General features: G+C 65.5%; 11 protein-coding genes and 1 pseudogene. 5 read left to right on the top strand and 7 right to left on the bottom strand.

Annotation, left to right across the window (positions count from 1 at the left end):
* Positions 1-26: 26 nt before the first annotated feature.
* From ACRCUN_RS15445 to ACRCUN_RS15430, 4 genes and pseudogenes are all read left to right on the top strand, one after another.
* Positions 27-1,387: pseudogene (locus ACRCUN_RS15445) on the top strand (NtaA/DmoA family FMN-dependent monooxygenase).
* A 125-nt stretch (positions 1,388-1,512) separates the two neighbouring features.
* Positions 1,513-2,988, top strand: a complete 1,476-nt coding sequence (locus tag ACRCUN_RS15440) for an APC family permease (protein WP_462142502.1) — start codon at positions 1,513-1,515, stop codon at positions 2,986-2,988.
* Positions 2,985-3,971: a GNAT family N-acetyltransferase gene (locus ACRCUN_RS15435; RefSeq protein WP_462142501.1), complete on the top strand. Its 987-nt coding sequence runs from the start codon at positions 2,985-2,987 to the stop codon at positions 3,969-3,971. The genes ACRCUN_RS15440 and ACRCUN_RS15435 overlap by 4 nt, the downstream gene beginning before the upstream one ends.
* The gene (locus ACRCUN_RS15430) at positions 3,968-5,203 is read left to right on the top strand and encodes an acyl-CoA dehydrogenase family protein (RefSeq protein ID WP_462142500.1); all 1,236 of its coding nucleotides are present in this window, start codon (positions 3,968-3,970) and stop codon (positions 5,201-5,203) included. Before ACRCUN_RS15435 ends, ACRCUN_RS15430 begins: the two co-directional genes overlap by 4 nt.
* Positions 5,204-5,212: 9 nt before the next feature.
* Here ACRCUN_RS15430 and ACRCUN_RS15425 read toward each other — a convergent pair whose 3' ends face one another.
* Positions 5,213-6,127, bottom strand: coding sequence for a zinc-binding dehydrogenase (locus ACRCUN_RS15425; RefSeq protein WP_462142639.1), 915 nt, complete (start codon positions 6,125-6,127; stop codon positions 5,213-5,215).
* Positions 6,128-6,190: 63 nt separating this feature from the next.
* Between ACRCUN_RS15425 and ACRCUN_RS15420 the strand changes: the two genes are divergently transcribed.
* A complete protein-coding gene (locus ACRCUN_RS15420; protein ID WP_462142499.1) occupies positions 6,191-6,754 on the top strand; it encodes a class I SAM-dependent methyltransferase in 564 nt (187 codons plus the stop codon).
* On the opposite strand, the gene ACRCUN_RS15415 is transcribed toward ACRCUN_RS15420, so the two are convergent.
* The 6 genes from ACRCUN_RS15415 to ACRCUN_RS15390 form a co-directional block, all read right to left on the bottom strand.
* A complete protein-coding gene (locus ACRCUN_RS15415) occupies positions 6,744-8,513 on the bottom strand; it encodes an ABC transporter substrate-binding protein (RefSeq protein ID WP_462142498.1) in 1,770 nt (589 codons plus the stop codon). The two genes, ACRCUN_RS15420 and ACRCUN_RS15415, sit on opposite strands and share 11 nt — an antisense overlap.
* A gap of 29 nt (positions 8,514-8,542) precedes the next feature.
* Positions 8,543-9,526, bottom strand: coding sequence for an ABC transporter permease (locus ACRCUN_RS15410; protein WP_462142497.1), 984 nt, complete (start codon positions 9,524-9,526; stop codon positions 8,543-8,545).
* A complete protein-coding gene (locus ACRCUN_RS15405; protein WP_462142496.1) occupies positions 9,523-10,464 on the bottom strand; it encodes an ABC transporter permease in 942 nt (313 codons plus the stop codon). Before ACRCUN_RS15405 ends, ACRCUN_RS15410 begins: the two co-directional genes overlap by 4 nt.
* Entirely contained in the window at positions 10,461-12,086 is a 1,626-nt protein-coding gene (locus ACRCUN_RS15400; protein ID WP_462142495.1) for a dipeptide ABC transporter ATP-binding protein, read from the bottom strand. Before ACRCUN_RS15400 ends, ACRCUN_RS15405 begins: the two co-directional genes overlap by 4 nt.
* Positions 12,087-12,194: 108 nt before the next feature.
* Positions 12,195-13,412, bottom strand: coding sequence for a GNAT family N-acetyltransferase (locus ACRCUN_RS15395; protein WP_462142494.1), 1,218 nt, complete (start codon positions 13,410-13,412; stop codon positions 12,195-12,197).
* On the bottom strand, positions 13,412-14,761 hold the full coding sequence (locus ACRCUN_RS15390) for an LLM class flavin-dependent oxidoreductase (RefSeq protein ID WP_462142638.1): 1,350 nt from the start codon (positions 14,759-14,761) through the stop codon (positions 13,412-13,414). The genes ACRCUN_RS15395 and ACRCUN_RS15390 overlap by 1 nt, the downstream gene beginning before the upstream one ends.
* Positions 14,762-14,804: the final 43 nt, after the last annotated feature.

Here is a 14,804-nt window from a genome sequence, read left to right as displayed (position 1 = left end):
AACCGTACGTGCTCTCGGCGTTCACGATGTCGACGGTCTCGCACGGCAATTTCGGGCTCTGGCGTCACCCGGAGGACCGCACTGCCGAGTACACCGACGTCCGGTACTGGGTGGAGCTCGCGAAGCTGCTCGACGACGGTGGATTCGACCTTCTGTTCATAGCCGATGCGGTCGGCCAACTCGACGTGTTCGGCAATGACGCGAGCGCGGCGCTCGCCCGCGCCGTCCAGACGCCCGTCACCGACCCGCTGCTGGCGGTGTCGGCGATGGCCGCAGCCACGCAACGGCTTGGTTTCGGCATCACGGTGTCGACCACGTACGAAAGCCCCTACTTGTTGGCGCGCAAGTTCAGCACGCTCGACCATCTGACGGGTGGCACTGTTGGCTGGACCGCCGTATCAACCGCGTCACGTCGCTGCTCGACAGCGCGGCACGCAACATCATCGGGCGTGACCGCCAGATTCCGCACGACGAGCGGTATGCGATCGCCCAGGAGTTCGTCGAGGTCACCTTCAAACTGTGGGAAGGATCGTGGGAACCCGGCGCGGTGCTGCGCGACCGGCACGGCGGTGTGTACACCGATCCGACGAAGGTTCACGACATCGGCCACGACGGGCACTACTTCACCGTCCCCGGAGCCCACCTCGTCGAACCGTCTCCCCAACGCACCCCGGTGCTGTTCCAGGCGGGCACATCGCCGGCCGGGCGCGAATTCGCTGCCCGCAACGCCGAACTGGTCTTCGCCAGCGATCCCCGTCCCGACGTGCTGCGGGCCAACATCGACGACATCCGTCGTCGCGCAGCCGGGCACGGCCGCGACCCGGACTTGCTGAAGTTCATCACCTCGGTCGAGATCGTGACCGATAGCACCGATTCGGCAGCACAGGCCAAGGCCAAGAATCTTGCGGAGTTCCACGATCTGGAGGGCGGTTTGGTGTTGCTCTCCGCGTTGAGTGGAGTCGACTGGTCGACATACGGCGTGGACCGCCCGATCGAGCAGTTCGACACCGATGCCAGCCGCTCCATCCTCGCCGCGGTCACGGATCCCGATGTAAGGCAGCGTCTTACGCTTCGCGACTACGTCGGAGGCCTGGGCGGATTCGGTGGGGAACTGTTCGTCGGGTCGGCCGTGACCGTCGCCGACCAACTCGATGCCTATGCGGCACGGACGGGTGTCGACGGTTTCAACATCGCCTACCACGTCACTCCTGGCAGTTTCACCGATGTCGCCACCTACTTGATCCCGGAACTGCGTAAGCGTGGCCGCGCGCGCGAAGCGGGCGATCCCACGACGCTGCGCCAGCGGCTGTTCGGCGGTGACAACGGGTTGTTGGGCGACGGGCACCCGGCCGCCGCATTCCGCAGGAATTCCGTTACGTCTCAATAGAATCCTGCCGATTCGATAGCTGACGCGGCGAACTCGATTGCGGCAATGTGGCAACACATACCGACTTACCAACCACCCGTCTCTGTCAACGCACGGGCGGTGTCGCGGTCAGAAAGGACAACACCGTGACCACTACCGATGATCCCGAGACCACGGCGACCGGCCGTGCTCTGACGACCGCGGAGTCGACCGGCCTCGAACGTGACGCGCTGGGGCCGTGGGGCGTATTCGCCCAGGGGCTGGCCGCCGCGGCACCAAGTGTCGCGCTGGCCGTGGTCCCGTTCTCGCTGTTCGTGGCGGCCGGGAAAGGTGCGGCCTGGGCCGCCGTCATCGGATTGCTGATCGTGGTGTTGGTCGCCATCACAATCAGTTTCCAGGCCAAACGCACGGTGTCGTCGGGATCGCTCGGTACCTACACCGGCAACGGGCTGGGACCGGGTTTCGCATATGCCGCCGGATTCAGCTTGCTGTTCGGCTACATCGGGTTCGCGACGACGGGCACGCTCGGCGGCGTGCTGTATCTGGATGCCTTCCTCGAGTCGATAGGCCTTGGCTCGCAGGACGTGTGGTTCCGGCTCCTGCTGGTGATCGTCGTGGTGGGGCTGGCCGTCTACCTGCCGTATCGGGGCGTCTCCGTCGCGGCGCGGTACGAGCTCGCGTTCGAACTGCTTGCGATCGCGTCGATTCTGGTGATCATCGTGGCGTCCTACGTCGGCTACGGCTTCCGCATCGACTGGGATCAGTGGAGCCCGCAGCATCTCGGATCGAGTGCCACGTTCATCGCCGCGGTCACCGCGGTCGGGTCGTACGCAGGCTTCGAAAGTGTCGCGTCGCTGGGCGCCGAAGCCAAGAACGCGCACCGCAACATCGCGAGATCGCTGCTGCGCGTGGTGCTCCTGCTCGGCGTCCTCTACATCTTCGCCACCTATCCGCAGATCCTGCATTTCGGCGAAATCGACGGCGACAAGGCCGTGCTTCCGCAGCTCGCCGACTCGGTCGGAGTGGCCTGGGTGAACCAGGTGGTGAGCGCGGCCGTCGCGGTCGCGTTCATCGTGTTCGTCACCGCCGTCACCACCGCGGCGGCACGTTCACTGTTCACCTTCGCTCACGAAGGCGCACTGCCGCAGGTGTTCGCCAAAGTGCACGCCACCTATAAAACGCCCTGGGCCGGAGTTGTTTTCGTCGGTGTCCTGGCTTTGGTGTTCTCCACGGTCGCCACTTTCAGCTCGGCGGGCCGGCTGGTGTTCGACGTGTACGGCGGCTACGTCGCGAATTGGGGCTTCCTGGTGAGCTACCTGCTGGTCGTCATCGCGACCCCGATCTGGCTGCGCAAGATCAATGCGTTGACCCCCGTCCGGCTCGCGGTCTCGGTGGCGGCGACGATCGGGCTGGGCTACGTCATCATCAGCAACTTCTATCCGGTGCCCGAGTTTCCGTTCAATATCTTGCCGTTCGTCTTCGGTGGCATTCTGCTGATCGGCCTGGCGTGGTACTGGTACCTCAAGCGGACCAGGCCCGAGGTGGCCAGACGCATCGGCAGCATCCAGACGCTGTCCGAAGACGAGCAGCAGCGGCTGGTCGACGAGGGCCTCGCACGATGACGCTGACCGAGCATGTCGTCGACCGGTGGTCGGTCGCGCCGGTGACGCCGCGTCACCACCCACGGATCGCCGACTTCCTGGCCACGACCCAGGGACTCGGCGGACGCAAGTTCGCCGCCGATTCCCGCGATGTCGCCGAACAGCTCGACGGGGTATACCCGGGGTCGGCTGTCGTCCTCTACGGCGATTCGCACGACGTACTGGGGTATGCAGCACTGCATGAGCACGATGCGACGGAGCCGGAAGTTCTGGGAGACTTCGTGTTCGGGCCTTTCGCGCCGAGAGATGCGGTAAAGGCGATCGTCGGTGAGACCGTCGACCACTTCCACCGCGTGGCCGCGCGCGGCTCCTACTTACGGGTCTACATCGGTGCCGACCAGGCGGCCGCCATCGCGGCACTGGTCGAACACGGTGCGCGGCGCGAGCGCCAGTTCATCAGCACCCGCAAGTCGTTGACCGACGAGGACCCATCAGCCCTGGCGGCGGCACACATCGACGGGGTGGCGGTGCTGTCCTGGCCCGAAGTCATGGCCGGTGGGTTCGGCGAGCAGGTGCGGCAGTTGCAATTCGACACGTTCCGCGAGCATTTCGGCAACATGTCGAAAACTCCGCAGCGCTGGGAGCATCACCTGCACAGCCGAGTGTTCAACCCGGATTTCAGCCTTGCCGCGGTCGACAGCGACGGGGTGGTGAGCGGATACGTCCTCGGTTCGATCTACACCGTGGGCGCCGGCGCGGCCGCGCAGCGAAGTGCGCACACCGACTACATCGGTGTGCGCCGGGACCATCGCAAGCGGGGGACCGGCGAACTGTTGCTGCGCAAGATCTGGCTGGCTGCGCTGCGGCGCGGGTTCACCGCAGCCTCACTTGGCACCGACATCGACAACGCCAGCAAGGCGCACCTGTTGTATCGCAGGCTGGGCTATGTGGCGGTGGCCGACGAGTACGCATATCGAATCGACGCGGGCGGGAGTACCGAATGAGCACGGACAACATCTATTTGAAGCGGCCAACCGGCTACGACGCCGAACTTCGTTCGGTGTTCCGGCCGATCTTCGATCGGATCGCCGAGGGCAACGTCGAACGCGAACGCGCGCGTACCTTCCCGCACGAGCAGGTGCGTTGGCTCGGTGAAGCAGGGTTCGGCACGTTGCGAATCCCGGCCGAACAAGGTGGCTTCGGTGCGTCGTTGGAGCAGACCTTCCAGTTGTTGGCCGAGTTGGGGCAGGCCGACGCGAACGTCGCGCACATCTGGCGTAATCACTTGGCTTTTGTCGAGGATCGCCTCAACGCGCCGGTGTCGGAGGAAACCAACACCTGGATCAAGCGTTTCCTGGCAGGGGAATTCGTCGGTGGCGGCTGGACAGAAGCGAACAATGTGACGCTTGCCAATCTGGCCACTACCGTCACCGAAGAGGACGATCACTGGTTGGTGTCCGGCGCGAAATACTATGCGACGGGCAGTCTTTATGCCGATTGGCTGGACGTGCTCGGGCGCGGAGACGACGGCGAATTGTGGACGGCGCTCGTGCGTGCCGACGATCCGGGAGTCACGCTGACTGACGACTGGCGCGGATTCGGCCAGCGCACGACCGCAAGCGGTTCGGCTCACTACGCGGCGGCCCGGGCGGAGCGCGGCAACGTGTTTCCCGCCGCGCAACGCTTCACCTACCAAGCGCACTTCTATCAGATCGCGATGCTCGCGGTACTGACCGGCATCACGAAAGCCGCGCAGCGCGACGGAACTGCCGCACTCAAAGCGCGCAAACGCAACTACCCGCAGGGTCTGTCCGAGGTGCCCGCCGACGACCCGCAGTTGCTCCAGGTGATCGGGGAACTGTCGGCCGAGGCGTTCGGCGCCCAGGCCGCGCTGGGCCGCAGCGCGCAGACCCTCGACCGCGTCGTCGCGGGCCGACTCGCCGGCAGCGACGACCATGCGCGCCAGCTGCTCATCGACGCCGAGGTGGCCGTGACGCAGGCGCAACTGGTGATCATCGGCGCGGCGCTGCGCGCCACCACGCGAGTGTTCGACGCGCTCGGTGCATCGGGCGTGTCCGAAGAGCTTGGGCTGGACCGTCACTGGCGCAATGCCCGCACGCTCGCGTCGCACAATCCTGTCGTCTACAAGGCGCGGATCCTGGGCGAGTGGTTCGTCAACGGCAAGGATCCGGTGTCCGACCTCGCGTCACGGGGCCGAGGGGGCCAGGGCAACTGACTCGTCGGCTCAGCTGACGCGTAACACGGCCTTACCCGCCACTTTGCGGTCCAGCAGTGCTTGCGCCGCGCTCGCGACGTTCTCCCAAGAATCACGCAGCCCGATCTGCGGATCGAGCTCGCCGTCGGCGAGCAGGGTCAGGAGATACCGCAGATCGGCCGCGAACGGTGCCCGGACAGTGAAAGGCTCCAACCGTTTCCGGTTGCCCAGCCGGCGTTCGTGCTCGAAGTCGATGGTCGTCGGTTCGTTGGAGGCCATTCCGATCGACTGCACGGAGCCGCCGTCGGCGACCAGGCTGAAGGCTTGTGCCAGCAGCTTCCCGCCGACGTTGTCCAACACGCCGTAAACGGGCTCGGTGACGCCGTCGAGTCCTACGACCACCTCGGCTGCTCCGAGTTCGGCCAGGCCTTCACCGCGCGGGGCGCTGCCGACAGCGGCTACCACGTGCGCACCGGCCCTGGCCGCAAGCTGCACCGCGAACCGGCCGACCCCGCCGGAGGCCCCGGTGATGAGGACACGGCGGCCGACGATCGGGCCGAGGGCGCGTAACGCCTGCAGCGCCGTCACACCGGCCACCGGTAGGGCCGCGGCTTCCTCGAATTCGACGAACTCGGGTAACTCTGTCAAATTCTCCGTGGCGACCGCGCGGCGCTGTGCCCAGCCGGCCTCGCCGCTGAACCCCACCACGCGCGTCCCGACGCCCGGGCCGGACCCGTCGGCCGCGGCCTGAACGACCACGCCTGCGCTGTCCCACCCCGGCACCTCACCGGGTTTGCGCATCTGGTCGATGAAGTGCACTTCACCGAAATTGAGGCCGATCGCGTGCACGTCGATCAGTGCCTGCGAATCGGCCACCGGTGGATCGGCCACCTCGTCGAGTCGCAGATTGGCAGGGGCTTGCGGGTCGTAGACGATGGCTCGCATGCTGTGGCCAACCTCGGCGGCCATCGCTCGTATTCCCTCGCCCACATTTCGTAGGGTGACCGGGTGAGCGAGCAGGACCGGGCGCGTTGGGACGCGACGTACGCCGATCGCCGGGCACCCGTGGCCGAGCCCGCGCTGCCACCCGTTTTCGCGGCGCACGAATCGGCGCTTCCGATGGCCGGATCAGCGCTCGACATCGCGTGCGGGCCTGGCCTCGCGTCGGTCTGGCTGGCTCGGCGTGGACTCGACGTGTGGGGTGTTGACGTGTCCGCTGTTGCGATCGGGCACGCCGAGGCGCTGGCCGCCCGATACGGTGTGGCGGATCGGTGCCGCTTCGACGCCGTCGACCTCGATGGCGGTCTGCCCGCCGGGCCGGCCGTCGACGTCATCCTTTGTCACCGGTTCCGTGACCGCGGGTTGTACCGGGCGATGATCGAACGTCTCACGCCGGCAGGCGTTCTCGCGATCAGCGTACTCAGCGAGGTTGGCGGCGAACCCGGTCGGTTTCGCGCCGCACCCGGCGAACTCCTGGTGGCTTTCGGTGGCCTCGAGGTGATCGATGCCGGCGAGGGCGGCGGCGAGGCCTGGTTGCTCGCGCGCCGCCCCGACCCGACGACTACCCGTTGACCGCGATGTTGGTGATGTCGGCGCCGTTCCCGAGTGACTGCCAGGTCCAGTTGGTGACCCGATCGGACGTGGGTACGGTCTTGACCCGCTCGATGAGCGGGAACCACGCCAGATCCTCGGTCGCGATCGTGTTGGCTTCCTGCCAGTCCGCGGTCGGATCCGGTGCGGCGAATGCCCGATTGACGGCCTCGTTGAGCTTCGGGTTGTGGTAGGTGACCCCGTTCCATGTGCCGCCGGGCGCGAAGTCGGAATCGAGCCATCCGCCGAGCGTCATGCGGGCGCTGTTGCCCTGCCAGTCCGGCGTCCAGTTCGTGATCGCCAGATCCCATTGGTCGAGCTTCGACTTGTCGCTCAGGAAGGCGTCGAATGCGCCCCAGCTGTCGGCGGCGATGGGAGTGAGCTTGACGTTGATGCCGGACCGGGCGGCAGCGGTCTGCACCGAGGTCGCGATCTTCTCGAACTCGGGGTTGTTGCGGTATGCCACGTTGACCGTCAGACCCGGCTTGCCGGCCTCGGTCAGCAGTGCCTTGGCTTTCTCGGGGTCGCCTTTGTCCTCCGGCGTCGGGTACGGGCTCTTCCCGGTGTAGCCGACGATCGTCGAGGTGAGGATCTCGTTGCTGGCGATCGCGGAGTCGGGACCGCCGAGGCCGCGGACCACGTCGGCACGGTTGAGCGAGTAGTTGAAGGCCTGCCGAACCCGGAGATCCTTGAACGCGGTTTGGGCAGCTGTCTTCGGCTCGGCCGGGTTGTTCTGACTGATGAAGATCGCCGAGCCGCTCGCCGAGGTGTGCAGGTGATCGGGATCGGTCTTCTTGTACTGTGCGATGACATTCGCCGGGTACGCACGGACATAGAGTCCGATGTCAGCCGTGCCGGTCTGCAACTGCTGGGAGACGGCGTCGGCGGAGCTGACCGTCGTGTCGAACACGATCTTGTCGGCGTAAGCCTTGCGCGGATCGCCTGCGCCGTTGTACTCGGGCACTTTCGCCAGGGTCAGCTGCTTACCCGGTTCCAAAGACTCGATGTAGTACGGACCGCTCGACGCGTAGTTCTTGCGGAATTCAAGACTGTCGGCGAAGTACTTCGACACCACCTCTTCGGGCAGCGGTGTGACGAAGTTGAGCGTGAGGATGTCGAGGATGTCGCTGGCCGGCTGGGTCAATGTCAGTTGTAACGTCTTGTCGTCGAGTGCTTTCAGCCCGCTGATCTCGTGGGTGTCGATGAACGTCTTGACCGCGGCGAGGTCTCCGGTGGGGACCTTGGCGAATTCGTCGGAGTACTCCTTGAACCCTTCGAAAAGCGCGTTGTAGTAGGTGATCGCACTGACCTGTGCGTTGGGGTCGGGGAATCGCTTGACGGCGTAGACGAAATCCTGTGCGGTGATGGGGCGAGTGCTCGCACCGGAGAAGTTGATGTTGTCGCGCAGGTGGAACGTGTAGGTCTTGCGGTCGGGACTGACGTCCCAGCTCTCGGCAAGATCCGGAACCACCTCGGTGTCCTTGCCGATGCTCTCCTTGTTACCCGCGTAGGTGACGAGCTGTCGGGTGGTCGCCCTGATGACCTGCCAGGATTCGGCGGAGTATGCGATCAGCGGATCGAGCGCATCGACATCGCCGACGGAGGCGATCTGTAGCGTTCCGCCGTAGAGGCTCTCGGGGTCGGTCGATGATGCCTGTTCACCCCCATCGGTGCCGCACGCGGCGACGAGCAGGGCGGTGGTCGCGATCAACGCGCCGACCACTTTTCGTGGTGACCTCATGGTTCTCCTCAGTTGTGTTGTGGGGTGGCTTATTTGTCGCTGCGAGCCGCGGTGATGACGTCGATGACGAAGGTGGAGACCACGAAGATGACGGCTCCGAGCAGCGTGCACCCGATCACCACCGGGGCATCTCCGTTGTTGGCCGCGTTGACGGCCAGGCGTCCGACGCCGTCGAGACCGAAGATCTGCTCGGTGATGATCGCCCCGCCCAGGATGGCGGCGAACTCGATGGCGCCGAGTGTCAGGATCGGATTCAGCGCGGCCGACAGCGCATGGTTGAAGTAAACACCGTGTGGGGCCAAGCCTTTCGCCCGTGCCGTGCGGATGAAGTCCTTGTTGGAGACCTCGAGGACCGAGGCGCGGACCACGCGCTGGAACAGGCCGAGTTCGGCGAGCACGAGCGTTAGCCACGGCAACAGAAGATGACGTGCCCATTCGGAGGGTGACGTGGTGAACGCGACGTAGCCCCCGCTGGGGAACCATTTCACGCCGGCCAGCGAGAGTTGGTAGTACAGAACGAACAGCAGGATGACGCCCGTCACGAAGGTCGGGATCGACAGGAACACATAGGAGATGCCGGAGGTGATCGCGTCGAAAACGCCGCCCGGCTTGCGCGCCGCGTAGACCCCGAGGACGACCGACAGCGCGATCCACAACACCAGTGCACCGACCGCCAGGCTCAGGGTCGCCGGGATCTTCTCCAGGATCAGATCGGTGACCGGACGCTGTTCACGGTACGAATAGCCGAGGCTGGGCGGCCAGTTGAGCAATCCGGTCGGCGTGCCCTTGATCTCCGGGCCCCGGACGACGTAATGCCACAACTGCACGTACCAGGGGTCGTTGAGCCGCAGGCTGTTGGCGATCGCATCGACGGTCTGTTGAGACGCGTTCTCCGGAGCCAGCATTCGGGCAGGGTTCTGGTAGGCCACCTTCGTGAGCCCGAAGGTCACCAGCACCACGGCGGACACGGTCAGCACCATGCGTGCCGAACGCCAGAGCAGGGTTCGTGTCACCGGGTCGCGCTCGGGTCGAATCGGTTGCGCAGCGCAGTGCTGAGCACATTGAAGCCGAGGACGGTGAGGAACAGGGCGCTCGCAGGCGCGATGAGCATCAGGGGCTGGGTTTGGTAGAGCGCGGAATCCTGCGCGTTCGCGATCATCGTGCCCCAGCTGGGAGTGGGCGGCCTGATGCCGACGCCGAGGTAGGACAGCGATGCCTCGGCGATGATATTGATCGGCAGCTGGACAGCCCAGTAGATGACGACGGTCGGTGCGATGTTGGGCAGGATCTCGCGCGCGATCACCCGCGGATGTGAGCTGCCCGCGCCGATCGCGGCGAGCACGAACGGTTTGGACTTGATCTCGATGACCGAATTGCGCACGAGCCGGGCGAAATACGTCCAAGAGAACAAGGCGATGATGCCGATCACCACCACGACCGGGTCGACGACGGTGGTGCCGGCGGTGCCCCGGTTGAGTGTCACCACGCTCAGCGCCGTCACCAGGAATGGGAAGGCCAGCGCGATGTTGGTCAGCTCGGACAGTACTGCGTCGAGTCGTCCGCCGAAGTACCCACCGGCCAGTCCGACGACGATGCCGATGAGCATGGCGATGGTGGTCGCCGGGATGCCGATGGCCAACGACACTCGCGCGCCGTAAAGCGTGCGGACGAGCACATCTCGGCCGCTGCCGTCGGCGCCGAGCAGGAAACCGTGCCCGCCGGTGATCGGCAGTCCAGCCGCGTCGAGGGTTTCGTCGGGGAACTGTTCGTTGGGACCATGCCCCACGATCGCGGCGACAAGAGGCGCCGCCAGTGCGGCCACCAGCACGAGTCCCACGAGAGCCGCACCCACGACCAGGCCGGGATCGCTCAGGAACGAGCGCAGTCTGCGCCCGCGTACCGGTGGCGGGCTGTCGACGGCGACCTGCGGTTTGAGCAGCAGATCCGTCATGAGGCCGTCAACCGGGGAACCGCATCGAGCAGCTTGCGTGTGTAGGCCGATTGTGGTCCGGCGAAAACCTCTGCGGTCGGGCCGCTTTCTTCCAAGCCGTCAGGGCCGAGCACGATCACTCGGTGTGCGATCGCCGAGACCACACCAAGGTCGTGCGTGATGAACAAGAAGGCTGTGCGGTGCTCACGGACGAGTTCTGCGACGAGCGAGATGATCTCGCTTTGCGTTGTGACATCCAGTGACGACAGGGCTTCGTCGGCCACGATGAGCCGAGGCTGCAGTGCGAGCGCGCGAGCGATCGCGGCACGTTGTCGCTGCCCACCCGACAGCTCGGCGGGAAAGCGGTCCAGCAGTGTCCGCGGCAGCCGCGCGTCGTCCGCCGCGCTGTGCACGCGTGCGTCGATGGTGGCTCGGTCAGCGCGTTGTGCGCGCAGCGGTTCGGCCAGTGAGTCCGCCACGCTGCGTCGCGGATTGAGGCTCGAATACGGATCCTGGAATACCAGTTGTACGTTCTTGCGGGCCGAGGCAGGCAGTGGTGGCACACCATCTGCGACAGCCGTCGGAAAAGGCGTTCCGCACAATGTGATCTCACCGCAATCTGCGTACTGAAGGCCGGCGATGATCCGGCCGACCGTCGACTTGCCCGAGCCCGATTCCCCGACCAAGCCGACGACCTCACCGGGGTTGATGGAGAAGTCCAGCCCCTGCACCACGGTGCGGCGCTCACGTCGAGCGCGGGTGGGGTAACTCTTGCGGAGCCCGCGAACCGTCAGCAGCTGTTCGGTCGATTCCACGGGACCGATCAGCCGGTCGGCATCGACATCACCGTCCACACCGTGCAACCGGGACGCCGACAGCAGTTCGCGAGTGTACTGCTCCTGTGGATCGGCGTAAATCCGCTCGCGTGAGCCGGTTTCCACGACGCGACCGTCTTTGACGACTGTCACCGTGTCCGCGATGTCGTGGACCACACCGAGGTCGTGGCTCACGAACAGGATCGCGGTGCCGTGTTCGCGCTGCAGACGCTTGAGCAGGTTGAGTATTCCGGCCTGCACGCTCACGTCCAGAGCTGTTGTCGGTTCGTCGGCGACGATCAAGGCCGGATTCAGCGCGATCGCCATGGCGATCATGGCCCGCTGCCGCATGCCACCGGAGAATTCGGCGGGAAAGTTGTCGTAGCCGTCGGGCGCGATGCCGACCTCGGTCAGCAACTCCTCGACCCGGCTGCGCCGTTCACGCCGGCCGGTACGGGTGTGTATGCGGAGCACCTCGTCGATCTGGCGCCCGATCGTCTTGTACGGGTGCAGATTGCTCTGGGGATCCTGGAATACGAAACCGATGTCCTTGCCGTGGATCCGGCGCAGTTCGCGTCCGCCCAGGGCCAGCAGATCGCGCCCGGCGAACCGCACCGAACCGGTCACGTCGGCCTCGGGTCCTAACAGCCGGGTCGCGGCGAGCAGTGAAACGCTTTTGCCGGAACCGGATTCGCCGACGATGGCTGCGGTCTGCCCGGGCTCGACCGCGAAACTGATCGACTCTACCGCCCGCACCACTCGCCGCCCGCGAGCGCGGTTCCCGGTGTGAATTGTGACGGCGAGATCGGTGACGTCAAACAGCGTCATCTTGTGTGTGTCGCCTGGACAGCACCGTTCTCATGTGACCATATTCGACCAGGAGTCGTTGCTGGACAACGATTTCGATCAGTCCGAAGTTTATCCCCAACCGCAACGTCAGAAGTAGATGCCGGTGTGTGGTTGCAGCGCAACCGAGAACAGCCGGTCGGCAGCGGTCAGCGCGTCGGCGTCGTTGACCCGGACGAGACCACTCAGCGCGAGGGTGCGCCAGGGCGTCGCGCCAAGTAGGGCCGCGGCGACCGCCTCGACTCCGGCTTCCAGCTGGGCACAACCGCCGACCGACTCCGCGCCGCCGGCCGAGATCGCGTAGGTGCCCGAATTCTCCTGCAACAGTGAATCATGCACCTTCAGTGTGACGGAACCGGCGTCGTTGTAGCTGCGTCCGCCGAGCGCGGCAGGCACGTCGACGATCCGCAGCCATGACTCGTCGCGCGTAGCGGCAATTCTGGCCGCGCGCCGGTCGTCGAGGAGCCAGGGGAGTGGATCGTCGACCGGCAGCATCTGGAAGATCAGCCGATCGATCAAGTCGAGATCGATCAGATAGCGCAACAATCCCAGATACGCCTCGTCGGTGGGAGCGAAGAAGTCATCGACTTGAACCGTGCGCTGCTCGCTCACGAACCACCCGTCGGTGTCGATGGGATGGTACCGGGCGAATCCCGTCTCCGACCCTGGATCACCATGGACAACAACGTAACTAGGACCGTTCGACGTCTCGGAGCGCAGTCGCTGCGATTCCCACCAGACCGGTGGGCGGTCAATGGTGCCCGGCCGCTCGGGCCGGTTGGCGGCATAGATCTGGGGCAGCAGCTGCCAGGACTCATCCGGGTCGATCAGCCGTGTCGGCCCGCCATGCCCGACACCGGATCGCAGAGTGGCCCGCCTGGTCAGCAGCTCGGCGGTGTTCGAGAAACTTGCGACCGCATACCCGAACCGGCCGTAGATGGTGGCTTCGGACGCCCGCAGGGTCGCCACGACCTCGCCCCGATCACGGATGTCGCGCAACTGGTGGCTCAGTAGCTCGGTGGCGACACCGCGTCGGGTGTGGGACGGCAGTACGCCGACATGGGTGACGGCGGCATGCCCGACGAGCTTGCCGCCGGGCAGGGTCAGCGAGCTGCTCGCAGAGTCCGTGGTGCCGGCCAACGTGCCGTCGACGAAGGCGCCGAACGTTCTTCCCGGTTCCAGAATTCGGCGGATCCGGCCCGCCGGCAAGCCGGACAGCCGGGGAAAGCCGACCATGGCGGCGCGAAACACGTTGAGCGCGGCCGTCAGCTCCTCCTCACTGTCGAGGACCCTGATGCCGGTGCTCATCACACGTTCACCCCGCGAGTCAGGCGCGCGTCGCGATACCGCGCGGCGAAGTGGTCGTCTCGAACCCGAGCGGTGCCCTGCACTCGCTCGCGCAGCGTCGTTGCAGTCGTGGGCCGGGGTCGCACGCGACCGCGCCGGTCCAGTTCGGGCACAACCAGCTCGGCGAAATCGCGGTAGCTGTCGGGATTGACGATGTGCAGAAGGTTGATTCCATGCGTCCCGGTGTCGGCCAACCACTGCTCCAGTTCGTCAGCCACCGAGACCGGCGTGCCGACCAGCGTGTGACTGCGTCCGAATCCGGAGGATGGCGCCAACGCCTGGCGCAGAGTCCACCGCCGGTCGGCATCGGCGAACATCGACAACAGGGAGCGGTTGGAGTCGGTCTGGTGACTGTCGATCACGCTGTCGAGATCCTGACCCGCGAAGTCGACGCCGGTGCTCGCCGAGTAGTGGGCCAGTGCACCTTCGACATCAAAATATTGTTGGTAGTCGGCAAGTTTGGCGCGGGCACCTGCGGTCGTATCGTCCACGACAACCGACAGGGCACTGATGAAGCTCAGCGAGTCCGGATCGCGACCGTAGTCAGCTGCCAGGGCCCTGATGGTCTCTACATTGCGCCGGATACCGCCGGCGTCGGCGCCGGCCACGAATATCACTTCGGCATGCTTGGCCGCGAACTGCAGACCGCGCGGCGATCCGCCGGCTTGCAGCAGCAGTGGTGTGCGCTGGGGGCTCGGCTCGGATAGATGTGCGTCCCTGACGGTGAAATACCGTCCGTTGTGGTCGATCTGGCGGACCTTGGCGGGATCGGTGTAGACGTTGCGCTCACGGTCGCGTACCACGGCCTCGTCTTCCCATGACGCCTCCCACAGTTTGTAGACGACCTCGAGGAATTCGTCGGCTCGCTCGTAGCGCTCGTCGTGGGGAATCTGTCGTTCCAGACCGAGATTTCTTGCAGCGCTGTCGAGTTGCGACGTCACGATGTTCCACGCCACCCGCCCCTCGGTCAGATGATCGAGCGTCGTGAACTTGCGCGCCAGTAGATACGGGTGCTCGTACGTCGTCGAGACCGTCACGCCGAATCCCAGGTGCGTGGTTGCCGCGGCCATGGCCGATACCAGCAGCAGCGGGTCGCTCACGGGGGACTGCGTGCCGGTGCGTAGCGAGACATCGGCGTTGCCGCCGTAGGTGTCGAGTAACCCGAGCGCGTCGGCCAGGAACAAGGTGTCGAAGCGCCCGCGGTCGAGGATCTGGGCCAGCTCGACCCAGTAGGCGATGGTGTTGTAGCGGTGGGTCTGATCTCGGGGATGACGCCACAACCCGTAGTTGACATGCGAAACCGCGTCCATCGAGAAACCGTTCAGGATGACCGGTTTGTCGACGGCGGAGTGC

Source organism: Mycobacterium venezuelense (assembly GCF_054919535.1).
This window is presented reverse-complemented; position numbering and strand designations above follow the sequence as displayed.

What these genes read in the sequence shown, in the direction of transcription:
- ACRCUN_RS15435 (WP_462142501.1), top strand. Translation starts at nt 2,985, where the DNA reads ATGACGCTGACCGAGCATGTCGTCGACCGGTGGTCGGTCGCGCCGGTG.
- ACRCUN_RS15395 (WP_462142494.1), bottom strand. Translation starts at nt 13,412, where the DNA reads ATGAGCACCGGCATCAGGGTCCTCGACAGTGAGGAGGAGCTGACGGCC.
- ACRCUN_RS15415 (WP_462142498.1), bottom strand. Translation starts at nt 8,513, where the DNA reads ATGAGGTCACCACGAAAAGTGGTCGGCGCGTTGATCGCGACCACCGCC.
- ACRCUN_RS15425 (WP_462142639.1), bottom strand. Translation starts at nt 6,127, where the DNA reads ATGCGAGCCATCGTCTACGACCCGCAAGCCCCTGCCAATCTGCGACTC.
- ACRCUN_RS15400 (WP_462142495.1), bottom strand. Translation starts at nt 12,086, where the DNA reads ATGACGCTGTTTGACGTCACCGATCTCGCCGTCACAATTCACACCGGG.
- ACRCUN_RS15405 (WP_462142496.1), bottom strand. Translation starts at nt 10,464, where the DNA reads ATGACGGATCTGCTGCTCAAACCGCAGGTCGCCGTCGACAGCCCGCCA.
- ACRCUN_RS15390 (WP_462142638.1), bottom strand. Translation starts at nt 14,761, where the DNA reads ATGGACGCGGTTTCGCATGTCAACTACGGGTTGTGGCGTCATCCCCGA.
- ACRCUN_RS15430 (WP_462142500.1), top strand. Translation starts at nt 3,968, where the DNA reads ATGAGCACGGACAACATCTATTTGAAGCGGCCAACCGGCTACGACGCC.